Raw genomic sequence first — 25,371 nt, forward strand, 5'->3', positions numbered from 1 at the left:
CAGGGTGGTCCCCGATACCCTGAGGCCTCTGGCCCTGGCAGTCTTGGACGCATGTCCCAACTCCCAGTCACGACCGGACGGCCAGCCGGACGCCCCGGCGCGCCGACCCCGGACCTGTTCCGCGTCGCCGACGGCAAACTCATCGCCGGCGTGTGTACCGGACTGGCGGCGCACCTGGGCGTGCGGCTCACCGTCGTCCGCCTGATCTTCGCGCTGGCGAACACTGTCGCAGGTGTCGGTGTGATCGCCTACGGCGCGCTCTGGGTGTTCACCACGCGCGTCGCAACCTCCGCGGAGGCATCCAATGCCGCAGCCACCGGATCCGTCCGGCACCGTGGCCTCGACCCTGCGCTCGTCGACCGCCCGGTCTCGGGGACGGACCGCCTCCTGGTGGTCCTGGCGGTGGTCCTCTTCATGGGCGGCGCGGCGACCAGACCCCAGATCGCGGTGAGCGCACTGCTGCTGGCCGGCGGGGTGCTGCTGGTGTGGCGGACGTTCGGACCGAATGCCCTCGCCGCGGCCCCCGGACAGCAGGGCCCCCCGGGTCGTGTGCCGGGCGGGCTGCAGTGGGTGAGTCTCGCCGGAGGCCTGGTCCTGCTGGCCATCGGTATCGGCTACACCGTCTTCGGTATCCGGATCGACGAAGGCGCCACCGACGGCAGCGGCGGGGTGATCGTCCCCGCCCTCATCGCGGCGGTCGCACTGATCGCCGGTCTCGTGGTCGTCCTCATCCCGCTGTGGCTGCGCCTGTGGTCCATGGCGAACACCAGTGCCCGGGAACGCGCCGCCGAGGAGGAGCGGGCACGCATCGCCGCACGCATCCACGACTCGGTGTTGCAGACACTCACCCTGATCCAGAAGAAGTCCGGTGAACCCGAGATCGCGCAGATGGCCCGTAGCCAGGAACGGCAGCTCCGTCAGTGGCTCTTCGCGCCCGGCGAGTCCGTGCGGACCGAAACCCTGTTCGGTGCGTTACGGGTCGCCTGCGGTGAAGTCGAGGACACCTTCGGCGTGCAGATCCGCCCGGTCATCGTCGGCGAGGACCGCGACACCGACGACGCCTCCGTCGCCCTGCTGCTCGCCGGTCGTGAGGCGATGGTCAACGCCGCTAAACACTCCGGCTGTCAGGAAGTCAACGTCTACCTGGAGGTCTCCGACGACGGTGCGGTCGAGCTGTTCGTCCGCGACCGCGGTCCCGGTTTCAGCGTGGCGGACATCCCCGACGACCGCCAGGGGGTCCGCTCCTCGATCCTGGACCGGATGGCCCGGGTGGGCGGTAACGTGGAGATCGACTCGGGGCAGTTCGGCACCGAGGTCATTCTGACGTTGGAGAGGCAGGCGCAGTGACGGACCCGGTGGCGGTATTCCTCGTCGACGACCACTCGATGTTCCGCACCGGGGTGCGGGCCGAGCTGACGGGACGTTCCGAGGTCGACGTCGTCGGCGAGGCCGGGTCCGTCGGCGACGCCGTCGCCGGTATCCGGGACACCTCCCCGCAGGTCGTGCTGCTGGACGTGCACATGCCCGACGGCGGCGGGTTGCAGGTGCTGCGGCAGCTGCAGGACGAGGGGCCGAAGTTCCTCGGCCTCAGCGTCTCCGACGACCCGACCGACGTGATCTCGCTGATCAGGGGCGGTGCCCGGGGCTACGTCACCAAGAACATCAGCGGGCAGGAACTCGTCGACAGTGTCCTGCGGGTACATTCCGGCGACGCGGTGTTCTCCCCGCGGCTGGCCGGCTACGTGCTCGACGCCTTCACCGCCGGACCGGCGGAGACACCGGCCCCATCGACTGCGGAACCGGGGGATCCGTCGGATCCGGCGGATCCTGTCCCCCTGCCCGAGGACGCCGACCAGAGTGTCCTGTCGACGCTGACCCCGAGGGAGAAGGAGGTCCTGCGGCTGCTCGCCCGCGGCTACACCTACCGGGAGATGGCCGGGCGGTTGTTCATCTCGGTGAAGACGGTGGAGACCCACGTCTCCAACGTGCTGCGCAAGACCCAGCAGACCAACCGGCACTCCCTGTCGCGGTGGGTGTCCGACAACAGACTGGGATGAGGGGTGTAGAAGTGGTGGGCATGAGAAACCAGAGCGCGAACTACACCGTCAACGTCGTGCGCGAGGCGGACGCCGACGACGCCGCGGGCACCACCTGGTGCGCGGCCGTCATCGGCGTCGAGGGAGCCGTCGTCTGGGGAGACGACTTCGAGGGCCTCGACACGGCGGTCCGTGCCCGGCTGGCGGACCTCACCGGGGCCGTCGACGCCGAACTCACCTGGCAGATCGACAGTGACACCGAAGCCTCCCGCGAAATTCCGCTGAGCCCGATGTGACGACCGTGCCGACTGTGACGACCACCCTGACGGTGCAGCTGCCGACAACGCCGACCCGGGCGTTCCGTGCGCTGACCCGCGTGTCGCAACTGCGCCGGTGGTTCGGGGACGTCCTCGACTACGACCGGTCGTTGCTCGTCTTCGGTGCCGGTCGGCAACTCACCTTCATCTCGGACGGGACGGTCGGGCAGGGACAGGTCACCGTCTACCGTCCACCGTCGGTGCTGGAGTACAGCTGGAACACCGAGACCCTGCGGTTCGACCTGGACGCAGAGGGGGAAGAGACGTCGCTGACCTTCACCTCCACCGTCCGCGGTGCCGACGCCGCACACCGCGACTGGGAGGACGCGCTGGACCGTCTCCGCCAGTTCCTCACCGACCCACTCACCACCACCGACACCGGAGGAGTCGAATGACTGACCGTCCCACCCCGGACTGCCGCCTGACCGACCGCTACGGACGGGAACAACGCTGGTCCCCGACCCGGTGGAATGACACGCTGGAGACGGTCACCGCACACCGGTCGGTACGCCTCTGGCTGGACCGGGACGTCGACGAGACGACGTTGACCACGGTGCTGGCCGCGGCGCAGTCCGCACCGTCGTCGTCGAACAAGCAGACCGTGGCGGTGGTCGCCGTGCGTGACCGGGCGGTGAAGGAACAGCTGGCGAGCATCGGCAAGCGAATGTCGTCGCACGTCGCCACCGCACCGGTTCTCCTGGTGTGGCTGGTGGATTTCTCCCAGATCCGCTTCCACGCCGCGCAGGCCGGGAAGGCCGCCGCAGCGGAGACCTCCGACGATGCCGGGGAGATCCACGGGGTGTCGTCGCAGCCGCCCCACGACCTCGGGTCGCTGGACTACCTGGATGAACCGGTCACCTCGGTGCTGGACATCGGCATCGCCTCACAGACCGCCGCGATCGCCGCGGAGTCACTGGGCCTGGGCACGGTGTACCTGGGCTCGATGCGCAACGACATCGGCGCGGTCCAGGAGATCCTCGGCATCCCGCAGGACGTCGTCCCGTTCCTCGGGCTCGCGTTGGGGTACGGCGATCCGGAGGAGAACGCCGGTGTGAAGCCCCGCCTGCCGATGGACCTGGTCGTCCACCACGACCGGTACGACGACCGGTCCGGAGAGGACGGTGAGCAGGAGCGCGCCCGGCTGCTCGCCGACTACGACGACGCACTCGCCGCCTACTTCTCCCGCTACGGCCAGCACCCGCAGTGGTCCACCCAGACACTGCACCGGGTGTCGGAGGCCGCGGCGACGAAGACGAAACGTCACCTGATCCGCCAGTTCCTGGAGAAAGCGGGGTTCGGACTGCGATGAGTTCCGACCTGAGACAGACCCTGACCAGCCTCGACGGCGCCGGCTACGGCGCGTACAAGACGCTGCGCGGTACCCACCGGTTGGCCTCACCCTCGGGTGCGCCTGTGACACTGGCCGTGGACAAGGTGCAGGCCGACCCCTTCGCTGCGCCCTCGTTGATCCAGGTCAGCGTACCGTGGTCGGCGACCGGCGTCCCGGCGCGCACCTCCGGCAGTGACATTCCGGTACGCGACCACCTGACCCGCCGGGTGGCCGCCTCCCTGCGCAGGCGCAACCCGTCCGGCGGCAAGGGGTCGGGTGTCCTCGCCGTCGACGAGCCCGGCCAGCAGGTCCTCGACCGGTCCAGCGTGGTCGTCTCCGCGCCGGACGACCGGGTGACCGTCCGCCTGGAGGCCGCACTGCCGGCGCAGGGGCGTCGGATCCGTGGGCGTGCCGCGGCGACACTGCTGTGCGACGTCCTTCCGGCCGCGGTGGAGGAGGCGTTGCTGAACCTCGACGCCGCCTCCGTCGCCGCGCTCGACGAGGCGCAGGACACCTACACCGACCAGGAGTTCCTGCGCGCGTCGCTGAACCAGATAGGACTGGTCGGCTTCGTGGCCGACGGGTCCGTGCTCCCCCGGGCCGCCGGGAACTCGCAACGCCCGCTCACCGACGCGGTCCCCTTCACCTCCCCGGAGTCTCTGCGGCACCGCGTGGAGTTGCCCTCGGGCCGCACCGTCACCGGTCTCGGGATCCCGACCGGGGTCACACTGATCGTCGGCGGCGGATACCACGGGAAGTCCACGCTGCTCCGGGCCCTGGAGCTGGGCATCTACAACCACCTCCCCGGTGACGGACGTGAATTCGCCGTCACTGACGCGGACGCCGTCGCCCTGCGTGCCGAGGACGGCCGGGCCGTCACCGGCGTCGACATCTCCCCGTTCCTCCACGACCTGCCCGGTGCGGGGAGCGCACCGGACACCCGGTGCTTCTCCACCACCAACGCCTCCGGGTCCACCTCCCAGGCCGCCGGCCTGGTCGAGGCCCTGGACTGCGGGGCGACCTCCCTGCTGATCGACGAGGACACCTCGGCGACGAACTTCATGATCCGGGACGACCGGATGCGCACCCTCGTGCCGTCGGCGAAGGAGCCGATCACCCCGCTGGTGGACCGCGTCCGCTCCCTGTGGGACGACCACGGGGTGTCGACGGTGCTCGTCGCCGGCGGGTCCGGAATGTTCATCGACGTCGCGGACACCGTGATCATGCTGGACAACTACCGTCCGGTCGACGTCACCGCCCAGGCGGAGGAGCTCGCCGGACCGACGGCGGGCGGGGAACTGGACCGCCCTTCCCCACGCATCCCGGGACCCACCAGATTCTCCTCACCGGGACGCGGCGGCAAGGGGCCCCGTCCCCCACAGGCGAAGGGTCTGCAGTCGATCCGCGTCGGTGAGGAGTACATCGACCTGTCCGCCTGGTCACAGCTGGTCGACCCGTCGCAGACCAACGCCGTCGCCGCCGCCCTGCGGGTGCTGGACCTCGACGGCTCCACCCCGCTGTCCGACCTGGTCGACGCCGTCGTCGACCGCGTCGGTCGCGAGGGACTGGACGTCCTCTCCGCGCACGGGACAGGACGCCACCCCGGGCGCCTGGCCGGGGTGCGCCGCCATGAGATCGCCGCGGCGGTGAACCGCTACCGCCGGCTCAGGCACGCGAAATAGGCACCGTCCCGGGAACGCCCACCGGGCGGATCGCGTGCCCAGGATGGTGCACATTTCCCGCGCGTATGCCCCAGACAAGGTGACTAGGATGATGCCCATGACCACCCCGGCACAGATCCTCCAGACGCCTGACAGCGAGGACGTCGCGTTGGACGAGATCAACGGCATGCAGTCCAACGCCCTCGTCCGGCAGGGGTGGTTCGCCGTCGCTCCGGAGGATCTGGCGCTGAGGCTCCGGGCCGTTGACGAGGCCGTCGCCGGGCAGGTCGGTGACCTGCCCCGGGCCATCGGTACCCCGGCGACCAGGGCGCTGGTCGAGCGGGGCATCACCTGCCTGGCCGACCTCGACGGCATCGACGCGGACGAACTGGCCTCGTGGCACGGTGTCGGTCCTAAGGCTGTACAGATCCTGCGGGAGTCGCGATGACCACGTCGTCCGGGCCGTAGCAGATCTCGGCGGCCTGGAGCTGTGCCGAGCGGCCGGCGGTGGGAGTCGAACAGTTCCACTCGCCGACCGTCATGGACAGGGTGTTGCCACCGCCCTCGGAATCGCGACGGGCGTGGTACTCGTCGACGACCGCCTGGGCGTCGAGGCAGGACACTGCCCCCTCACGCACCTCCACCAGCGTGTTCCCGGAAGCTGCCCCGCAGGTGGTCCCGGACACGAGTTCGTCGGTCTCGGTATAGTCGCCGTCGATCCCGGCGGGCCGGCCCGCATCCTCGGTGGCGGTGGCGGTGGCGGTGTCCACCGGCGGCTCCACGGGTGCCGGCGCCGTCGGATCCGCGTCCCCGGACTCGTCGGCGGTCCCTGCGACGGTCGTCTCCACCTGCCGCTCGAAGGACGGGGCCGGCGGATCCTCCCCACCGGAGGAACAACCTGCGACGAGAAGAACCGCCACAGCAACACCTGACAATCTACTGACGCTCTGACATCTCCTCACAGGAATGTGTCTACCAGGCGGGCATAGGCCCTGACCGTCAAATCCAGATCTTCGAGGTAGAGGTGCTCGTCGTGGGTGTGCAGCTGGGCGTTGACCTCGGCGAGCGTGCGGTCGCGGGCATTCAGGGCGAAGCCGTAGCCCACCCCGCCCAGCCGGCGTCCGAAACGCAGGTCCGAACCGCCGGCGGCGAGCACCGGGACGACCGCGGCGTCGGGGAAGAACTCCCCCACCGTCGCCTCCAGTGCGCGGTACAGCGGTGAATCGGTCGTGGAGACCTCCGCCGGCTCCGAGATCAACCGCTCGATCGTCACCTCGTCGGCGAGGTCGCCGAGGGCGTCGCACAGTTCGGTGTCCACGTCATCGTCGCTCTGCCCGGGCAGTGGGCGGATGTCCAGCTCCAGGTAGGCACTCGAGGGCAGCACGTTGATGGCCTGCCCGGCGCGCAGCACCGTCGGCGCGACCGTGAGGTGCGAGACCGCGTCAGCGTAGCGGGCCAGGTCACCGAACTGCAGGTACGCCGCATCGTCGGCCCCGGTGAGCAGGGCGTCGGCCACCTGCGGGTCGAAGCGGAACGCCTCGACGAACCCCTGCCACAGCGGGTCCCGCGACACGGCCGGACGGTGGGCGGCGATGCGTCGGGCGACCTCGGCGATCCGGACGACGGTGAGGTCGCGTCCGAAGGGCTGCGACCCGTGCCCCGCGTCACCGGTGACGTGCAGACGACGTTGGGCCGCGCCCTTCTCCCCGACGACCACCACGACGGCATCTGACCCGTCGCTGGTGGGCAGGTGTGATCCGCCGGTCTCCGAGATGCAGTTGCGCCAGCTGAACGCGTCCGGGTGTTCCTCGGACAGCCATTTCGCGCCGAGTCCGCCTCGGGCCTCCTCGTCGGCGACTCCGACGAAGGTCAGCGTCCCGCGCGGTGGGGACCCGGCTGCGGCGGCACGGGCGACCTGGCGTGTCACCGCCGCCATGGGCGCGGTGAGTCCCAGCATGTCGACGGTGCCGCGCCCGTAGATCTTCCCGTCGATGACTTCGGCGCCGAAGGGGTCGACGCTCCAGCGTGCGGTGTCGACGGGGACGACGTCGGTGTGGCCGAGGAAGGTCAACGGTTCGGCCTGCCCGTCGCTGCCGGGCACCGTGACGATGATGCTGGTGCGCCCCGCGCGGGGCTCCAGACGGGTGACCTGCACCGAGCCCTCGGCGATCTCGGCGGCGAAGAACTCCTCCAGGGTGTCGGCGTTGCGGACCTCCTGGCCGGAATCCGGGGTCAGGTCGTTGACGCAGGCGTTGCGCACGAGTTCCTGCAACAGGCCGAGGGTGTCGTCGAAGAGGTCACTCACTGCAGCTCCTCCGGGACCACCCAGTAGTCGTCCTCGTCGCGGCCGGCGAGGTAGTCGGCGAACTCGTCCGACCGGTAGGCGTCGGCGACGGCGTCGGCCCAGTCGCTGCCGACCTGGTCCTGCTGGGTGACGGCCTGCAGCACCAGTTCCGGCAGCAGGTCCTCCTGCAGCAGCTGCAGGTCCGTGTCGATGCCGGAGGCGTAGGACATCGACCCCGGGATCACGGCCCAGTCGACGTCGTCGATGGCCCGGGAGATGAACGCCGAGTCGACCAGCCGGATGTCCAGGTCGTGCGGGTTGTCCTCGATGTCGTCGGCGGCGATGTCCGCCTCGTCGGTGCCGTCCTTCACCGTGAGCCAGCCTGCCTTGACCAGGAGCCGGTAGGCCCGCGAGGCGTTGGAGGGGTCCTCGGGGATCGAGACGGACTGTCCGTCGGCGATCTCGTCGAGACTGTCGTGACGCGAGGAGAACAGGCCGGCGGGGACGGTGGGCACCGGGGTGACCGACGCCAGGTCGGCCCCCGCCTCCCGGTTGAAGTTCTCCATGTAGGCGATGTGCTGGTCGACGTTGAGGTCCGCGCTGCCCTCCTGCAGGGCGATGTCGGCCTGCTGCAGTTCGGTGTAGTCGTCGAACTCGACGGTGTACCCGTCCTCCTCGACGATCGGTGCGACCCCCTCGCGGAACAGTTCGCTGTAGGGGCCGGGGGACGTGGCGACCCGGATGGTCCCCTCCTCCTGCCCGGGGCCGTCGTCGGCGCAGGCGGCGACGCCCACGGCGAGGCCGGTGGTGACCGTGGCCGCACCGGCGGTGCGTAGGACGCGGCGGATGGTGGTTCTTCTCGTCATGGTGGTCTCCTGGTGGTGTGTGAAACGTCGTGCACCCACCACACTAGACCACTCAGTCTATACCGTTGCCGGAGGGGGACACCAGGATCTTGACCGCCGTCTCGTTCCGGTTGATCAGCGTGTCGAACCCCTCATCCACCAGGCCCTCCAGACCGATCCTGCCGGTGATGAACGGTGCCAGGTCGATCTTCCCGGACTCGACGAGCGCGATCGTCGCCGGATGGGAGTTGACGTAGCCGATCGTGCCACGCACGTCGAGCTCCTTCATGACCAGCTTGTGCATGTCGAACTCGGACCTGTGACCCCAGATCGACACGACGACCAGCACCCCGGTGGGCCGCAGTGCGTCCATCAGTGTGTCGAGGACAACCTGGACCGACGTGCACTCGAAGGCGACGTCCGCCCCTGCGCCATCGGTCAGCGCAGTGACCTCGGCGACGACATCGACCTCCGCCGGGTTCAGCACGACGTCGGCAACACCGGAGTCCAGCGCCTTCTCACGCCGCAACTCCGAGAGTTCGGACATCACCACGCGCACCCCGAGCGCCTTGAGGACGGCCGCGGTGAGCAGGCCGATCGGACCGGCACCGCCGATCAGTGCGGTCCTGCCCGCCGGGGACGCGTCCTGCGCCATCAACCCTGCACGCTCCACCGCGTGGTAGCCCACCGACAGCGGTTCGATCAGCGCCGCCTGGTCGAGGGGAACTGTGTCGGAGATCTTGTGGATCCACCGTCGACGCACGACGACGTTCTCCGACAGACCGCCGCCACGACCCGCCAGGCCGATGAAGTTCATGTTCTCCGAGAGGTGGTAGGTCGTGCTGTCCGGGCCGGTGTCCACCCCGTCGGCGATGATGTACGGCTCCACGACCACGTGGTCGCCGACCGCCAGGTCGTCGACACCCTCACCGACCTCGCTGACGACGCCGGAGAATTCGTGGCCGAGGGTGACCGGGGCGTCCTCCCCGGAGATCGGGTGTGGCTTTCCGCAGGCCGGGCAGAAGATGGGGCCATCGAGGTACTCGTGGAGGTCGGTGCCGCAGATGCCGCACCAGGCGACGTCGATGCGGGCGGTACCGGGCTCCAGCGGCTGCGGGTCGATGTCCTCGACCCTGATGTCGCCGCGGTCATAGAAACGTGCTGCTCTCATGGTGCAGTCAACCTTCCGTGGAGATGCAGGACCACACGGGTTAGCGGCCCCGTCCACCTGTCGATGGTAGTCCTGTCGGGACGGACGGCGGCCGGCCGACATAAGCGCGTCGCCTCGGGCCATGACCGGTTGACCGTGGTTGGTTCAGGTGCGGCCCCCGCATTGTCACGGGACACACTCCGGCTCCCCGCGCCAGCGGGGTTCACCGCCACCGACCGCGTCTGCCCCTCGGGGCCGGTTTCCACGGCGTCAGCTGCCGGGCTGCTCGACCAAGCCGTATCTATAATGGAGAATCGGCTCAGAAAACCACTGTTCAGCAAGTGTGCTCCCCGCGCCAGCGGGGATGAGCCGAACCAGTTGCCGTCCTTCTTGCCCTCGATGAAGTGCTCCCCGCGCCAGCGGGGATGAGCCCTCGCAGTGATCGCGGATGTTCCGGCCGAACACGTGCTCCCCGCGCCAGCGGGGATGAGCCTCAGAAGGCCGTTCTTCTTGGCGAAGTGCTCTTGTGCTCCCCGCGCCAGCGGGGATGAGCCTGTTTCGTGCGATGGCCTTCCCGATGGTCATGTGCTCCCCGCGCCAGCGGGGATGAGCCGGTCCGACCACCGGGTCGACCACCGCGGTGACAGTGCTCCCCGCGCCAGCGGGGATGAGCCCGACGACATCGACGCATTCCACGCCGCCCGGCGGTCCGCCCCGCGCCAGCGGGGATGAGCCGAAGTCGTGAACCTCGTTTGCGTCGGGCATGAGGTCCGCCCCGCGCCAGCGGGGATGAGCCTGCGGGGGGCCAGCGTGCCGATGATGATCTGTGCCGTCCGCCCCGCGCCAGCGGGGATGAGCCCCTGAACCTGCGCGTCAACCCCATGGGCCCGCGGTCCGCCCCGCGCCAGCGGGGATGAGCCCCCGCGGCCATCCAGAGGCCCGGCCGCGCCGCCGTCCGCCCCGCGCCAGCGGGGATGAGCCCACGATCTCGGCCGTAGTCGGCGCTGTCGTGTCGTCCGCCCCGCGCCAGCGGGGATGAGCCCCGTCGTTGCCGTCACGTTCGCTAGTAATTTGCGTCCGCCCCGCGCCAGCGGGGATGAGCCGACGAATGACCCGCACTCCGCACACCCGGCCTAGTCCGCCCCGCGCCAGCGGGGATGAGCCTCAGGAGCTGGAGCAGCAGATCGCCGGTCTGCAGTCCGCCCCGCGCCAGCGGGGATGAGCTGAATTGGACCACGCTCGACGCGGACCGCGTGAAGTCCACCCCGCGCCAACGGGGATGAACCGGCGGCTGACGCGCAGTCGACGATGTCGCTTGTGCGCTCCCTGCGCCAGCGGGGATAAGTCTTACCGGTGGTGTCGGTGTCCTCTGCCAGCAGCGTGTTCCCCGCGCCAGCGGGGATGAGCCGAAGCTCTGCCACCACGGACTCTTGCGACGATGGCTCGCTCAAGCAAGGACGACGCCCCCTAACGTCAGCCGTCGGGCTCTCAGCTACCGATGCCCGTGCAGGCCGGGGACGTCGCCGCCGCAGCGATCAGGCCGGCCGACAAGCCGTCGATGTAGCGTGATTTCTCGGCGCCGGTGAGGCCGTGCGCTCCCCCACCGGTCGCACTGCCGAACTCGTTGTAAATCCATGGGGTGTCAGCGATCAGCGAGATCACCGGGATGTTGCCCTCCCACAGCGGCTCACGCCCGTTGAACGAATTGTCACGCACCGGAACCTGGCTGCCTTCCACCAGCGACCGTGCGCCCGCCACGACACCGGAAAGCCGCTGGGATTCGGCCGCGGCCCGGGGGTTGTCGAAGGTCACGGTATGCGGGGTGCCGGCCTCCCCCAGCCCGGAGCGGAACCCACCCTCACGCTGCGGGAAGATCGCGGACTGGTTCGGACCGGGAGTCGTGTGGATCGAAACGCCCATGAACGCGCCCGCACCCGCCGCCCGGTCGACCCGCTCCCGGTAGGTTACGTCCTCCTCCACCGAGGATTTCAGCAGGACGGTGCCGATGCCCACGAGGTTGAGCCGGGACTCGACGGCGCGCGCAACCTGCAGCGCATCAGCGTCCTCCAGCTCGTTCGGGTAGTCGATCATGCGGACTCCGGTGACCGGGTCGAACTCGTCGGTGTCCGCCCCGTTGTGCCCCGGGTCCAGGGCGACGACACAACGGGTACCTTCCGAGCCGACCGACGACCCCGGCAGGGACGACTGTGCGTACGAGGTCCCCGCACCACCGACAGCGACCACAGTGACTGCGACCATGACCGACCTGAGGACTCCGCGGCCCCGACCTATGAAACTCATCCTGTCAGCTTAGCCTGAATGCGGTTTCAGTGCCGCCTTCGCAAAAGCCTGCTCTATGATCTCGAGGACCCCGACGGCATCGGCCGGATCAACCGGCACAGGACGCTCGCCGCGGACCGCCGCACCGAGTTCCCGGTAGAAATCGGCGTAGTCGCCGCGCAGGGTCTCCACCTGCCGGGACTCGTCACCGGCACTCACCACACCCCAGCGCTCCGGCGGGGTCACACCGAAACCGGGGTCCCCCGGGCGCAGACCGTCCTTCAGCGCCTGTTCCTGACCGTCGATACCCCAGCTGGTGTACCCGGCCCTCGAGCCGAGGACCTGGAACCGCGGCCCCGGGGCAGGGCGCACCGCGCTCATCCACAGATGCGAGTAGACCCCCGAGGCGTGCCGCAGGGCGAGGAAGACGTCATCCTCCGATTCCGTGCTGCCGCGGCGCCGGTCAATCTCGACGTGCATGTCGAACTCGCCGTCCGCCGAGGCCACCGGCCCGAAGAGCTGGACCGCCTGGTCGATCACGTGCGACCCGAGGTCGTAGAGCACCCCCGCGCCGTCCGCCGCCGTGCCCGTGGTCTTCCAGGACTCCCGCGGCACGGGCTGCCACTTCTCGAAGCGCGACTCGAAACGGCGCACCTCCCCCAGTTCACCGGCGTCGACGAGCGAACGCACGGTCCGGAAGTCCCCGTCCCACCGTCGGTTCTGGAAGACGGTGAGGCAGCGCCCCGCCTGTTCCGCCCGAGCGATGAGGTCCCGCCCCTCCCCCGCGGTGAGAACGAACGGCTTGTCGATGAGGACGTGCAGGCCGGCCTCGAGTGCGGCGGTGGCCAGCGGGGCGTGGCTGGCTCCGGGGGTGCCGATGACGACGAGGTCGAACTCGTCGGCACGGGACCACACCTCGTCCGCGGAACCGAGGAGCTCGATGCCCGGATACTCCTGCCGGGCCTGGGCTCGCCGCTGCTCATCGGTGGTCACCACCGCGCTGAGTTCGAATCCCGGGTCGGCGGCGATGAAGGGGGCGTGGAAGATGCGGCCGGACAGACCGAAACCCACGACGACGGTACGGATCGGTGCGACTCGTTCAGTAGTCATGTCCCCCTTCTACACGAACTACACGAACACCGAGATCAGCAGCGCCATCAGCAGGCCGAACACGGAGACGAGCGTCTGGACGGTCATGTGGGTCTTCGTGGCCTGGCCGAGCGTCATACCGAAGGACTCCTTGACGAACCAGAACCCGGCGTGGTTGACCCAGTTCAGCCCCACCGAGCCGGAACCGATGGCGATGACCACCAGGGACACGTACGCCGGCGGCATACCGGCGACCAGTGGGGCGAGGATGCCGGTGGCGCTGACGATGCCGACGGTCGCCGACCCGGTGCAGAACGACAGGATCAGGCCGATCAGCCAGCCGAGCAGGATGAGGTTCATGTCGATGCCCGAGACCACGTCGACGATGGCGTCGTTGATGTCGGACGTCTTGAGCACCTCGTTGAACATGCCGCCACCGGCGATGATCAGTGCCACACCGGCGACCGACCCCAGCGAGCTGCCGAAGGACTTCTTCACGTCGGCACCGCTCATCTTCGCGGAGAAGGACAGGACGACCGCGGCGAACAGGACGCCGACGAACATCGCGATGACCGGCTCACCGAGCAGGGCCGCAGGGGTCTTCAGCGAGGAGTCCGGCGCGACGAGGTCCACCACGGTCTCGAAGAGCATGAGGACGACCGGAACCAGGACACACACGAAGGCCAGCCAGGTCGGCACGGAACGCAGGACGTTGCCGGATTCCGCACCGCGGTGCGCGTCCCCGGCCGGGGACGGTCCGCCCGTTCCGCCGGTGTCACCGGTTCCGGTGGCCGCCGCCGACTCGGCCTCGAGTTCGGCCGGGGTCGTGCCGGTGTACTGCCGCACCAGCTTGTCCTCCGGCTCCAGGGAGATACGCGGGGCGATGAAATGTCCGTAGACCGGACCGGAGAGCACCACCGCAGGCACGGCGCACAGCAGGCCCAGACCGATCGTCAGTCCGATGTTCGCGTCCAGGCCGTTGACGGCGATGGTCGGCCCCGGGTGCGGCGGCAGCATGCCGTGCAGGCAGCTCAGTGCGGCGATGGCGGGGATGAGGATCTTCAGGTACCACATCTTCGGGCGTCCGGCGGCGACGTCGAGACGCAGGGCCACCCCGTAGATCACCGGCATCAGGACGACCAGGCCGACCTCGAAGAACATCGGGATGCCGATGAGGAAGGCGACCCCGGTCATCACCCACGGCGCGGTCCGCGGGGAGCTGTGCTCGACGACGAGGTCGGCGATGCGTCCGACGGCACCGGAGTCGGCGAGGAGGCGACCGAGCATGGCGCCGAGGAAGACAACGAGACCGGTCTCCCCCAGGGTCCCCCCGGCTCCGTCAATGAGTGTCTCCGGGATGTCCGCCAACGGCAGACCGGCCGCGACGGCGGCGAAGAACGAGACCACGGTCAAGGCGAGGAAGGGGTGCAGTTTCGTCCGCCAGTTGATCAGGAAGATCAGCAGGATGATCGATACAGCAAGCACCCCAACCAGATAAGTTGGTGAATCATACATGGAGACAGAGGTTACACCTCCACCATAAGCGTCTACTGCACCACTACCCTCGATATCTTCCGGCGCGCCGGGAGGACACGAAGGCACCCCTCCAGCAGCTCAGGTCAGACACGCTCAGTGCCGGACGGCCACAACAGACGCAACGCCGTCACGCACAATGCGCGGTCCCCGGAGTCGGTGAGATCCACCCCGAGCTTCCGTTCAACCCGACGACGATTCGCCAGCAGCGTATTGCGGTGGACCCCCATCACCTCCGCCGCCCTGGTCTGCGTATCGGCGTACAGGAGTGCCTCGAGAGTCGCAAAGGCCCGCCGGCGGTCAGACGAATCGAGAAGAGGCCCCAGCACGGCAGTGACCAGGGCCGACCGGAAGACCTCAGGCAGGAGCCCAACGACATCACCCAGGTCAGGTACACCCTGGATTGCCACCCCAGGTGTTGTCTCGCGCCCCACCTGGATACGGAGCGACAGAACAAGATCCTCCGGAGTCTCGCACCTCGGCCCCACGAGCACCGAGTCCCCGGCAGCGGGATCTACGCACGGCGCCAGGGCCTCCGGAGTCGGCCACACCTCTCCTCTCCCGTCATCCGGCAAGACCATCAGCAGGAATCCCCCCACCGTCACCAGCAACGCCGACCTCTCACCCGACGACAGCGCGGACTCCACCCGATGCGCCAGCACGCTGCGCCGAATTCCCGACCGGGACGCTATCCGTACCCCGCGCGTTCCCCGCGTCGGGTCAACACCGGCTTCTAGCAGCTCCGAAACGACGAACGGCATGAGGTCGGCATCGGGATGCTGAATCATCTCAGCTGTCCGGGTAACCCCCGCCGAGCCGAGTTCCTCGAACTGACGGGTCAGTGCCATACCGAGGATTGCCGCGGCGGGCGTCAGGAGCACCCTCATCTCCCGTCCTGCCTCGGCGGGAACGACCAGCGTCCACGTCGTCTCACCACTGATCGACAGGGGAATACTGAGCTGGCCAGCCCCTCCGTCGGGCACTTTCTCACCACGTCCACCTGCAACGACGAAGCCCGTCTCGTCATAGACCGTCACCGTGGTACCCGCCTTCTGCCCGATCAACTCGACCAGCCGGTCGACCCCCTCATTCCTCGAGGCACTGCGGGTACAGGCTGTGGCGATATCCCAGGCCTGCCGTGACTCCCAGTAGCGCTCACCGGCGATAGCCTGGTTCACGCTGTGCTGGAGATGAAGAAACGGCATATCGGCGGCGACGGTGAGGATAGGAAGGCCGAACGACCGCGCTGCGGCGATCAAACCCTCCGGTACCCGCGCGTGAGGTTGCCCGATGCCGAAAGCCAGGGCAGGGACACGGGCCGTGACAAGTCGCTCCACGTACGCCTCCCAGATACGCCCGTCCTCGAAGTTCATCGCCATACCCGTGGTCAACAGCAAAGTGTCCGGTTCAAGGTACGCGGTGGGGTCCAGCTGTTCCGCGGTCACCACGGTCCGGACGGGACGGTGAAGCTCGTCGTCCGACGACGGGGTGGCGAGCTCCAGATTCAGGGACGGGTCAGCGATCAGGTCAACAATCAGCACGAATCAATGCTCCTAGGGTCGTCGAGGCCGCTCTTCCCTGTGCATACTGCGCAAAATCTGGCCACAAGATAGTGCACTTTCGATATTCTACGCGTCGTTTCCCGGAACTAATGTCCATGACGAAGGAGGAAATGTGAGTACAACCACAATCAACGCAGATCTCGGCGAAGGTCTCGGTCTGCACGCATTCGGCAACGACGACAATCTGATGGAGGTCATTGACCTCGCCAACGTGGCCTGCGGCTTCCACGCGTCGGACCCGCAGATCATGGACCGTACAGTGGCACTGGCCAAAGAACACGACGTCGCAGTGGGAGCGCACCCCGGGCTGCCCGACCTCGCCGGTTTCGGACGCCGGGCAATGGTGCTCTCCCCTCACGAGGTGGAGAACATCGTCCGGTACCAGGTCGGGGCGCTCAGCGGCTTTCTCACCGGCCATGGCGTCCCCCTCAACCACATCAAACCCCACGGAGCCCTCTACGGCATGGTCGGTCGCGACCCGGACCTGATGCGTGGCGTGGCGAGAGTGGCGGCTGACTACGGTGTCCCCGTCCTCGGACTCGCGAACACCGCACACAAGACCGTGTGCGAGGAGTTCGGCGTCCCGTTCATCGCGGAGGTGTATGTCGACCTCAACTACGACGCGGACGGCACCCTGATCATCGAACGTGCACCGGCGCCTGCGGTCCCGGACGAGGCAGCCGCGAGAATCCGCTCCGGACTCACGCGGGGCGTCATCCAGTCGGTCGACGGCACCGACCTTCAGGTCACCTTCGACAGCGTGTGCGTACATTCCGACCCTGCCAACGCCGTTGACGTCGTCCGCGCCGTCCGGTCCGCCATCACATCATCGTAATCCCACCTGTATCCCCAGAGAGGCCCCCATGTCAGAGATCACGTCCCCGTTCCCCGGTGTCTTCTACCGCAAACCTGCCCCGGACAAGCCCAACCTCGTCGAGGTCGGCGACACGGTCAGTGTCGGCCAGACAGTCGGTGTCATCGAGATCATGAAGCAGTTCAACGAAATCAAGTCCGATGTCGCCGGGGTGGTCCGGGAGTTCCGCGTCGACAACGAAGGCATGGTCAACCCCGGTGACGTCATCGCCGTCATCGATGAAGAGTAGGGCAGGGACATGAAGAAGCTTCTGATCGCCAACCGCGGCGAAATCGCCGTCCGGATCATTCGCTCCGCAAAGGAGGCAGGGATTGAGACGGTCCTCACCGCCAGCGAGGCTGACGTGGACTCCGTGGCTGCCCGCCTCGCCGACACCACCATCACCATCGGCCCCCCGCCCGTCACCAGTTCCTACATCAACGTCGACGCGGTCATGGACGCGGTCAGACGCTCGGGAGCGGACGCCGTCCACCCGGGGTTCGGGTTCCTGTCCGAGAACGCGGAGTTTGCGCGCGCGGTGCAGTCATCGGGTGTGACCTGGGTCGGCCCGTCGCCCGAGACCATCGACCTGATGGGAAACAAGTCCGAGGCCCGCCGCGCAGCACAGGAGGCAGGCGTTCCGACCCTGCCCGGCAGCAACGGCGCACTCCGGGAAGACGACGATGCCCTGGCCATCGCGGAGACGGTCGGCTACCCACTGGTCGTCAAGGCGTCCTCCGGAGGAGGGGGCCGAGGCATCCGTCTGGTCACCTCCCCCGATGAGCTGCTCTCCACCATCGACGTCGCCCAGGCTGAGGCAGGTGCAGCATTCGGCGATCCCGCCGTCTACCTCGAGAGGTTCATCGAGAAGGCACGACACGTGGAAGTCCAGATCATCGGCGACGGCGACACCGTGATCCACCTCGGTGACCGGGACTGCACCATGCAGCGACGCCACCAGAAACTGCTGGAAGAGGCACCCGCCCCCGACCTTCCCGACGATGTCCGGGCGACAATCCGTGAATCTTCGGTGCAGCTCGCCCGAAACTGCGGCTACTCCGGTGCCGGTACCGTCGAGTTCCTCTACGATCCGGTCCGCCACGAGGCGTCGTTCATCGAAATGAACACGCGCATCCAGGTCGAGCACCCCGTCACCGAGATGGTGACCGGCACCGACATCGTCGCCGAACAGATCAGGGTGGCCGAGGGCCGGGGCCTGTCCCTCGCGCAGGATGACGTGAGTTTCACCGGCCACGCGTTCGAGGTCCGCATCAACGCCGAGGACCCCTCGAACAACTTCATGCCGTCCCCGGGGACTTTGACCTCGGTGACCTGGCCAAGCAGCGGATCGGTACGGATCGACACCGGATTCGAGGAAGGATCGGTCGTCCTCCCCTTCTACGACTCCATGATCGCGAAGATCATCGTCCACGCAGACACCAGAGAGGCGGCACTCGCCTCACTTCAGACTGCGCTGTCCGAGCTCCGCATCGAAGGAGTGTCGACCACCCGTGCCCTCCTCGCGGCGCTGGCAACGACCCCTGAACTTCGCGAGGTCGCCCACTTCTCGACATTCGTCGAGGAACACCCGGAAATCCTGGAGGCTCTGTCATGACAGGCGCACGCTACACCTACGGCGGTGACGAGTTCCTGTTCGTCGAGGTGTCGGACGAGATGAGTCTCGCGGCGAACTTCACCGTCACCCTGATCGCCCGTGAACTCCAGGAACGTCGCCTCGACGGTGTCATCGAAATCTGTCCGGCCAACGCCTCGCTGCTGGTCAGGTTCAACCCCGAGGTCATCACCCCCGGAGACCTCGAAGACGCCGTTCGTTCCATCGAAGACGACGTCACCGACTCCTCACACTCCGTCGTACCGACGAGGATCATCGAGGTACCGGTCTGGTACGACGACCCGGTCACGGCCGAAGTCGTCTCCCGCTTCAGGGACGGCTACCACCAGGACCCGTCCGGAAACGACCTGGACTATGCAGCCACGGTGAACGGTCTCGAGGACGCGTCCGCGTTCATCCGGGCGCACCACGAGTCGCCCTGGATCGTGTCGATGGTCGGCTTCGTCGCCGGTCTCCCCTTCATGTACCAGCTCGTCGACAGGGAGCACCAGCTCGAAGTCCCGAAGTACCTCTCCCCACGCACCGACACCGCACCCCTGACAGTGGGGCACGGCGGTTGCTTCGCGGTGATCTACTCCGTCCGTGGTGCCGGCGGCTATCAGATGTTCGGTATCGCCGCCGCCCCCATCTACCACCCGGAGCTCCAGGGGACGGAGCAGGAGGACGGGATGATCCTCTTCCGCCCGGGAGACATCGTGAAGTTCCGCCCGGTCGACGAGGCCGAGTACCGGCAGATACAGCAGGAGGTTGAGTCGGGGACCTTCCGGTACCGGCGGGTCCCGGTTGACTTCGACATGGAACGCGCCCTGACCGACGGTGCGGTCTACAACACTGAACTCGTGGAGGCACTCAATGTCGACGGAAACTGACGACACCACCGCAACGATCACCGTCATCTCCCCCGGGCTCCTGACGACGGTTCAGGACCTGGGCAGATTCGGCTACTACCACCTGGGGATCCCCCAGGGCGGTGCCCTCGACGCCTGGTCGTCGCGGTCCGCCAACGCGCTCGTCGGTAACGACGAGCAGGATGCGGTGCTGGAATGCACCTACATGGGCCCCTCCCTCCAGTTCTCCCGTGACACCGTGATCGCCGTGACCGGGGCTCCGGTGGCGACGATGGTGGACGACGAGCCCGTCGAGATGTGGTCCCGTGTCCCCGTTCCCGCCGGTGCAACGGTCACGTTCGGGCTCATCGAGGCCGGGGCGCGGTTCTACGTGGCGGCGGAAGGCGGTGTCGACGTCCCCGTGGTCCTGGGGTCGCGGTCGACCTACATTCCCGGCACATTGGGCGGCGTCGACGGCCGGAAACTCGAGGCAGGCGATGTCCTCCCGCTCGGACCTGCACCCACACACGCCGGTGTCCCGGAAATTCCCGAGGAGCTCCGACCGGAGTTCAGCAAGTCACAAAACGTCCGGATCCTCATGGGCCTCTACGACCACAAACTGACGGAGAAAGGACGGGAGCATCTCCTGTCCGGTGAGTGGACGTTGACTCCGGTGGCGGACCGTGCCGGGCTGCGCTACAGCGGTCCCGGTGTGGAGTGGCGCGATTCGCCTCAACCCTTCGGCGCCGGCGCCGATCCGTCGAACATCGTCGACGCCGGGTATGCCGTGGGCTCGATCCAGATCCCCGGTGGCACACAACCCATCATCCTGCACCGGGATGCGGTCTCGGGAGGGGGCTACGCCATGATCGGCACCGTCATCAGCGCAGACATGGATCTTGTCGCCCGTGCGACACCCGGCACCACGACCCGGTTCATCGAGGTGACGATGGAGGAGGCACTCGCCGCACGGAGAGACTATTCCGAACGCCTGGAACAGCTGAAGGGGCTGAGCGGTCGATGATGTGTCATCCGAGGTGAAACCCCGGCGCCATGCCGAGCGTGCCGCCGAGATCGACGCACAGGAACCGGCGCGTCAGTAGGCGAGCACCCGGTCCCGCACCGCGGTGATCTCCCGCGGAGTCACCCGGCAGCACCCGCCGAGCAGGTGGACACCGGCGTCGAGGAAGTCGGTGACGGAGTCGATCAGGCCCGGCCCGGCTGTCTCGCGGGGAACCCAGACCCGGTTCACGTGGTCCCACCGCTCGCCGCTGTTCGGGTAGGCGAGCAACGGCAGGTCCGTGCATTCCGCCAGCCGACGGACCCCGGCGAGCACGTCACCCACTGATCCGCAGTTCACCCCGACCGCACGGATCGCCGACGACGCCGCGGCGATCGCCGCGACCTCCCGCAGGTCCGTCCCGTCGCTCAACAGTCCGCGGCTACCGGGAACCACGGTGACGCTCAGCAGCGCCGGAACCCCGGCGCGGTCCAGCTCCCCGGCCAGTGCCTCGACCTCACGGATCGACGGGACGGTCTCGGCGAGCAGGACGTCGGCCTCCGTGTCCGCGAGGACATCGATACGTCGACGGTGCCACGCCGCCAACTCGGCGGTGGTCAGCCCGTAGTCACCGTCGTACTCCGTGCCCTGCCCCGGTCCGGCGCCGTAGGGGCCGACCGACGCGGCGATGACCGCGTCCACCCCAGCCTGCTGTGCGGCGTCGACCGCCGAGCGCACACTCCGGCGCAGCAGCGACTCCGTCAGGTCGTCGACCTCGGAGGCCGCCACACCGGCGGCCAGGAGTCCGTCCGCCGTCACCTCGTAGGAGCACGTCGTCGCGACGTCGGCACCGGCGGCGAAGAAGTCGCGGTGGGCGGCGACGACCTCGTCCGGATCCTCGCGCAGGATCTGCGCCGACCAGAGGGAACCGGTGATGTCGTTGCCGCGGTCGGCCAACCGGGTGCCGAGGCCACCGTCGAGGACGAGGCGGGGAAGAACGGGGTCTGTCATCCGGCCCACTGTAGACCTGCCCGTACAGTGTCTGCCATGACGTCCGCCATGACAGACGACCCCGTGCCTCCGGCGAACTCCTCGCTGCAACGCACCATGGCCTCCCGCCACCTGGTGATGATCGCACTGGGCGGGGTGATCGGCTCCGGACTGTTCGTCTCCTCCGGCTACACCATCGACCAGGCCGGGCCCCTCGGCGCGGTGATCGCCTACGGCATCGGCGCCCTGGTCGCCTGGCTGGTGATGACCTGCCTCGGGGAGTTGGCCGTGGTCTACCCCGTGTCCGGTGGTTTCCACGTGTACGCCACCCGCAACCTCGGCCCGGCCTGGGGGTTCACCACGGCATGGCTGTACTGGTTGTGCTGGGCCGTGGCGCTGGGCAGCGAGTTCACCGCCATCGGCATCCTGATGCAGCGGTGGTTCCCCGACATCCCGGTATGGGTGTGGTGCGTGGTGTTCGCCACCGTGCTGTTCACGCTCAACGCGATCTCCTCGCGGGTCTTCGGCGAGTCGGAGTTCTGGCTGTCCCTGGTCAAGGTCGTCGCCGTCGTCGCGCTGATCGTGGTCGGGGCGGCGTCCATCGTCGGCATCAACCCCCTGACGGACGACGGTGCGATCGGCCTCGGCAACTTCGACACCCCGGACGGCCTCCTGCCCACCGGGATCGGCGGCATCCTGATCACCACGCTGGCGGTCTTCTACGCCTTCTCCGGTACCGAGCTGATCGGCGTCGCCGCCGGGGAGACGAAGGACCCGGAGAAGACGATCCCCCGGGCGATCCGTACCGCGGTGCTCCGGTTGACCATCTTCTTCATCGGCGCGATCGCGGTCATCGCCGCGATCATCCCCTACTCCGCCGCCGGCCTGGACGAGAGCCCCTTCGTCACCGTCTTCGATGTCGTGGGGTTGCCGGGCATGGCGGACGTCATGAACTTCGTGATCATCACCGCCCTGCTCTCCGCCGGCAACTCCGGGTTGTTCTCCTGCACCCGCATGTTGCATTCCCTGGCCGCCGAGGGCCAGGCGCCGAAGGCACTGGCGCGGACGACGTCGCGGGGCATCCCGATGCTGGCGCTGTGCGTGTCGATGCTCGGTGGCCTGGCCTCGCTGCTGTCCAGCGTGGTGGCCCCGGGCAGTCTGTTCATCGCCCTGGTGTCGGTGGCCGGCTTCGCGGTGGTCGCGGTGTGGATCGCCATCGCCGCCTCACAGATCGCCTTCCGGCGCCGCTTCACCGCCGCGGGAGGACAGGTCGCCGATCTGGCCTACCATTCCCCCCTGTTTCCCTGGGTGCCCGGCGCGGCCCTCGTCCTGCTCGTGGTCTCCCTGGTCGGCGTCGGGTTCGACCCGTCGCAACGTGCGTCACTGTACTTCGGTGTGCCGTTCACCCTCGCCTGTCTGGCCTACTACCGGTGGCGGCACGGTTCCGGCGTATTCCGTCCCGGAAGCACATCTGACTGATAGCGTGAACGGATGTCCTCCCGGATGCAGGCGCCGACAGCAGCTTCCGCCCAGGCACTGCAGCTGGTCGACGCCGTGCGGGACGACCCGGCCGGGCGCCGCTCCCTGATGATGTCCCTGCACGAGGACGACCCGGCCCTCCCGATGCTGACGACTCTGACCTCCTCGCCGTCCCGGTTCCGCTACCGTCGGGCGGCACTGGCGTTCATGGACTGGCAGATCCGCCGGGGACTCCTCGCCCCCGGCAGCGGAAGCCCCTGGTGGCGTGCCGTCAACGAGTCGCTGCTCCGGGACATCGCCGAAGCCCGCGCCCTCGCGTCGGGGGCTGCCGGCGAGCCGTCGGACCCACAGGTCGGATTCGGCGTGGAGTTCATCCGGTCGCCGTCCGCCCGTACCTGGTACCGCGCCCACAACGCCTCCGTCGTGGCCGCCTATCTCCGGCACGCCGACACCGCCGCCGCCGAGACACGGGCGGAACGGTTCTTCATCAACCTCGTCCTGGTCCGCGTCCTCTACGCGCACGCCCTCGTCGCATCCCCGCGTATGGCACTCGGCTGGTGCCACCGCCTGTCCCCGCTGCTCGGTGACCCGGGATTGGGCATGACCGGAATCTTCCTGTCCCTGTCCAGGGTACTCCCCGACCGGTATCCCCTGCGTGGACCCCTCGAGACCTACACCGCCGCCGAACACGGGGTGGGACGGCTGCTGGACGTCGGGATGATCATTCCGCGACTGCAGGACCTCTACTCCTGGTCCGCAGCGGAACTCCGGCAGCCCCGCCTGACCGACCTGCTCACCGACGGCGTCCCGAGCTACGCCTGGCCCGCCACCGACCCCGGACCGTGGTCACCGCCGCCGACCCCGCTGATCCGGTTGGCCCGTCGTGTCGTGCCGGCACAGACGGGGCAGGTGTGCGGGAGATGTGTCGGGACACCGGGGTGACGCACGTCCGGCGACGGCCTCAGGAGGCCGATGTCGGCGGACCCTATGGCGTCCCCTAGGATGGCGTAGTTCCTGGCGCCGTCAGGACTCGTCGACCCCTGGGAGGCCATGTGGAGTACACCCCGTTCACCCTGTTGACTGACGTGGGCTGGATATCCCTGCTCCTCGTCGTCGGCAACGTCCTACGACGCCATGTCCCGGTGTTCCGGTCGTTGCTGCTGCCCAGCCCCATCACCGCCGGTCTGCTGGGACTCCTCCTGGGCCCGCAGGTCCTGGGGCTCATCGGACTCTCCGATGCCATGGGTGACTACACGACCCTGCTGATCGCACTCGTCTTCGCCGCCATGCCGTACTCCATGCGCTTCGACCGGTCGGTACGTCGCGGGGCGAAGACGATGTGGTCGTTCTCCACAGGCATGTTCCTCGCCCAATGGGGTGTGTTCATCCTGCTCGGCGCCGTCCTGTTCCACCCCGTGTGGGGAACCGAGGACTGGTTCGGCATGATGCTCCCGGTCGGCTTCGTCGGCGGATTCGGCACCGCCGCCGCCGTGGGGTCGTCCCTGGAGGCCTCGGGTGCTGTTGCGGCCAGTTCGCTGGGATTCACCTCCGCCACGGTGGGCACCCTCGCGGCGATCGTCGGCGGGATCATCTTCGCGAACTGGGGAATCCGCAGGAGCAAGACCACCGAACTGCCGGCGACACTGCCGTGGGAGCTGCGCTCCGGGTTCATCGACAAGGCCAGTGACCGTCCGGCCATCGGTCGGGCGACCACGAACCCGTCGTCCATCGAACCGTTGGCCCTGCACCTGGGCGTGCTGGCGCTGACGGTGATGGTCGCCTACGTCGTCAACCAGGGCATCAGCGAGGTCTTCCCCGATGTCTCCGTCCCGTTGTTCGCGATGTCCTTCGTCGTCGGCATCATCGGACAGTTGATCCTTCGTGCCGCCCACGCGCCACACTACCTCGACAAGGACACCGTCTCCTCCATCTCCGGGGCGTCCACCGACTACCTGATCGCCTTCGGCATCGCCTCGATCGTGCCGGCCGCGCTCGCCGACTACTGGGTCCCCCTGGTGGTCCTGTTCGTCCTGGGGGTGGTGTTCTGCGTATTCTTCTGCTGCGTCCTGGCACCGCGCTTCTTCGGGGCGCACTGGGTGGAACGGGGACTCTTCGGCTGGGGCTGGGCGACCGCCGCGGTCGCCACCGGTATCGCTCTGCTGAAGATCGTCGACCCGAAGATGAAGTCCGGCACGATGAACGAGTACGGCGTGGCCTACGTGGGCTTCGCCCCGTTCGAGATCGGCATGACGATCATCGCGCCGATCGCCGTCATCGCCGGCTGGACGATGGGACTGGGCGCCGCCGCACTGGTCCTGGCACTGGCCATTCTCGCCGCGCCGTGGGTGTTCCGGTGGCTCCCCCAGCACCGGGAGGACGCGGCGGAGAAGTAGGAACGACACGTCGCCCGGTCCGCGCGGACGACCGGCTCGACAACCTGCCCGAAAAGTTCGGCGTCGGCAAAGCCGAACCGAGTTGATCCAGGCGACGAAAGCCGCTACA

At 68.2% G+C, this 25,371-nt stretch carries 24 protein-coding genes; 15 read left to right on the forward strand and 9 right to left on the reverse strand.

Annotation, left to right across the window (positions count from 1 at the left end; genetic code table 11):
• Window positions 1–51: 51 nt before the first annotated feature.
• From PQI66_RS04705 to PQI66_RS04735, 7 genes are all read left to right on the forward strand, one after another.
• A complete protein-coding gene (locus tag PQI66_RS04705; protein ID WP_339996406.1) occupies window positions 52–1,347 on the forward strand; it encodes an ATP-binding protein in 1,296 nt (431 codons plus the stop codon).
• Window positions 1,344–2,057, forward strand: a complete 714-nt coding sequence (locus PQI66_RS04710; protein ID WP_339996407.1) for a response regulator transcription factor — start codon at window positions 1,344–1,346, stop codon at window positions 2,055–2,057. Before PQI66_RS04705 ends, PQI66_RS04710 begins: the two co-directional genes overlap by 4 nt.
• Window positions 2,058–2,077: 20 nt before the next feature.
• Window positions 2,078–2,332: a hypothetical protein gene (locus tag PQI66_RS04715; protein ID WP_339996408.1), complete on the forward strand. Its 255-nt coding sequence runs from the start codon at window positions 2,078–2,080 to the stop codon at window positions 2,330–2,332.
• A gap of 14 nt (window positions 2,333–2,346) precedes the next feature.
• The gene (locus PQI66_RS04720; protein WP_339996409.1) at window positions 2,347–2,748 is read left to right on the forward strand and encodes an SRPBCC domain-containing protein; all 402 of its coding nucleotides are present in this window, start codon (window positions 2,347–2,349) and stop codon (window positions 2,746–2,748) included.
• The gene (locus PQI66_RS04725; protein WP_339996411.1) at window positions 2,745–3,662 is read left to right on the forward strand and encodes a nitroreductase family protein; all 918 of its coding nucleotides are present in this window, start codon (window positions 2,745–2,747) and stop codon (window positions 3,660–3,662) included. Before PQI66_RS04720 ends, PQI66_RS04725 begins: the two co-directional genes overlap by 4 nt.
• Window positions 3,659–5,365, forward strand: a complete 1,707-nt coding sequence (locus PQI66_RS04730; protein WP_339996412.1) for an ABC-ATPase domain-containing protein — start codon at window positions 3,659–3,661, stop codon at window positions 5,363–5,365. The genes PQI66_RS04725 and PQI66_RS04730 overlap by 4 nt, the downstream gene beginning before the upstream one ends.
• A 97-nt stretch (window positions 5,366–5,462) precedes the next feature.
• Window positions 5,463–5,792 carry a hypothetical protein gene (locus tag PQI66_RS04735; protein ID WP_339996414.1) on the forward strand — a complete coding sequence of 110 codons (330 nt, stop codon included), beginning with the start codon at window positions 5,463–5,465 and terminating at the stop codon, window positions 5,790–5,792.
• On the opposite strand, the gene PQI66_RS04740 is transcribed toward PQI66_RS04735, so the two are convergent.
• The 8 genes from PQI66_RS04740 to PQI66_RS04775 form a co-directional block, all read right to left on the reverse strand.
• Window positions 5,758–6,264: a hypothetical protein gene (locus PQI66_RS04740; RefSeq protein WP_339996415.1), complete on the reverse strand. Its 507-nt coding sequence runs from the start codon at window positions 6,262–6,264 to the stop codon at window positions 5,758–5,760. The genes PQI66_RS04735 and PQI66_RS04740 overlap by 35 nt on opposite strands.
• 38 nt (window positions 6,265–6,302) lie before the next feature.
• Window positions 6,303–7,649, reverse strand: coding sequence for a M20/M25/M40 family metallo-hydrolase (locus PQI66_RS04745; RefSeq protein ID WP_339996416.1), 1,347 nt, complete (start codon window positions 7,647–7,649; stop codon window positions 6,303–6,305).
• Entirely contained in the window at window positions 7,646–8,494 is an 849-nt protein-coding gene (locus PQI66_RS04750; RefSeq protein WP_339996418.1) for a MetQ/NlpA family ABC transporter substrate-binding protein, read from the reverse strand. Before PQI66_RS04750 ends, PQI66_RS04745 begins: the two co-directional genes overlap by 4 nt.
• 52 nt (window positions 8,495–8,546) lie before the next feature.
• On the reverse strand, window positions 8,547–9,644 hold the full coding sequence (locus PQI66_RS04755) for a 2,3-butanediol dehydrogenase (protein ID WP_339996420.1): 1,098 nt from the start codon (window positions 9,642–9,644) through the stop codon (window positions 8,547–8,549).
• A gap of 1,467 nt (window positions 9,645–11,111) precedes the next feature.
• The gene (locus PQI66_RS04760; RefSeq protein WP_339996422.1) at window positions 11,112–11,882 is read right to left on the reverse strand and encodes an N-acetylmuramoyl-L-alanine amidase; all 771 of its coding nucleotides are present in this window, start codon (window positions 11,880–11,882) and stop codon (window positions 11,112–11,114) included.
• Between the two features lie 51 nt (window positions 11,883–11,933).
• Window positions 11,934–13,013 (reverse strand): Gfo/Idh/MocA family protein, encoded by a 1,080-nt coding sequence (locus PQI66_RS04765; protein ID WP_339996424.1) that lies wholly within the window; start codon window positions 13,011–13,013, stop codon window positions 11,934–11,936.
• Between the two features lie 18 nt (window positions 13,014–13,031).
• Window positions 13,032–14,477, reverse strand: a complete 1,446-nt coding sequence (locus PQI66_RS04770; RefSeq protein WP_339996425.1) for a GntP family permease — start codon at window positions 14,475–14,477, stop codon at window positions 13,032–13,034.
• 134 nt (window positions 14,478–14,611) lie between these two features.
• Entirely contained in the window at window positions 14,612–16,066 is a 1,455-nt protein-coding gene (locus PQI66_RS04775) for a PucR family transcriptional regulator (protein WP_339996427.1), read from the reverse strand.
• A gap of 133 nt (window positions 16,067–16,199) precedes the next feature.
• On the opposite strand from PQI66_RS04775, the gene PQI66_RS04780 reads away from it, so the two are divergent.
• The 5 genes from PQI66_RS04780 to PQI66_RS04800 are packed head-to-tail and all read left to right on the forward strand — an operon-like array spanning window position 16,200 to window position 20,424.
• On the forward strand, window positions 16,200–16,922 hold the full coding sequence (locus PQI66_RS04780) for a 5-oxoprolinase subunit PxpA (RefSeq protein WP_339996429.1): 723 nt from the start codon (window positions 16,200–16,202) through the stop codon (window positions 16,920–16,922).
• Between the two features lie 28 nt (window positions 16,923–16,950).
• On the forward strand, window positions 16,951–17,190 hold the full coding sequence (locus tag PQI66_RS04785; protein WP_339996430.1) for an acetyl-CoA carboxylase: 240 nt from the start codon (window positions 16,951–16,953) through the stop codon (window positions 17,188–17,190).
• Window positions 17,191–17,199: 9 nt separating this feature from the next.
• Window positions 17,200–18,555 (forward strand): acetyl-CoA carboxylase biotin carboxylase subunit, encoded by a 1,356-nt coding sequence (locus PQI66_RS04790; protein ID WP_339996431.1) that lies wholly within the window; start codon window positions 17,200–17,202, stop codon window positions 18,553–18,555.
• Window positions 18,552–19,442, forward strand: a complete 891-nt coding sequence (locus PQI66_RS04795) for a 5-oxoprolinase subunit B family protein (RefSeq protein ID WP_339996433.1) — start codon at window positions 18,552–18,554, stop codon at window positions 19,440–19,442. The genes PQI66_RS04790 and PQI66_RS04795 overlap by 4 nt, the downstream gene beginning before the upstream one ends.
• Entirely contained in the window at window positions 19,426–20,424 is a 999-nt protein-coding gene (locus PQI66_RS04800) for a 5-oxoprolinase subunit C family protein (protein WP_339996435.1), read from the forward strand. The genes PQI66_RS04795 and PQI66_RS04800 overlap by 17 nt, the downstream gene beginning before the upstream one ends.
• A 72-nt stretch (window positions 20,425–20,496) precedes the next feature.
• On the opposite strand, the gene mmuM is transcribed toward PQI66_RS04800, so the two are convergent.
• The gene (gene mmuM, locus PQI66_RS04805) at window positions 20,497–21,411 is read right to left on the reverse strand and encodes a homocysteine S-methyltransferase (protein ID WP_339996437.1); all 915 of its coding nucleotides are present in this window, start codon (window positions 21,409–21,411) and stop codon (window positions 20,497–20,499) included.
• A gap of 36 nt (window positions 21,412–21,447) precedes the next feature.
• Here mmuM and PQI66_RS04810 point away from each other — a divergent pair, with 36 nt between their 5' ends.
• The 3 genes from PQI66_RS04810 (at window position 21,448) to PQI66_RS04820 (ending at window position 25,262) form a co-directional block, all read left to right on the forward strand.
• A complete protein-coding gene (locus tag PQI66_RS04810) occupies window positions 21,448–22,869 on the forward strand; it encodes an amino acid permease (RefSeq protein WP_339996438.1) in 1,422 nt (473 codons plus the stop codon).
• Window positions 22,870–22,881: 12 nt separating this feature from the next.
• Window positions 22,882–23,811 carry a hypothetical protein gene (locus PQI66_RS04815; protein WP_339996440.1) on the forward strand — a complete coding sequence of 310 codons (930 nt, stop codon included), beginning with the start codon at window positions 22,882–22,884 and terminating at the stop codon, window positions 23,809–23,811.
• A 110-nt stretch (window positions 23,812–23,921) separates the two neighbouring features.
• Window positions 23,922–25,262: a sodium/glutamate symporter gene (locus PQI66_RS04820; protein WP_339996441.1), complete on the forward strand. Its 1,341-nt coding sequence runs from the start codon at window positions 23,922–23,924 to the stop codon at window positions 25,260–25,262.
• Window positions 25,263–25,371: the final 109 nt, after the last annotated feature.

Origin of the sequence: Corynebacterium sp. USCH3, from assembly GCF_037619475.1 — a bacterium.
Classification (GTDB): Bacteria; Actinomycetota; Actinomycetes; order Mycobacteriales; family Mycobacteriaceae; genus Corynebacterium.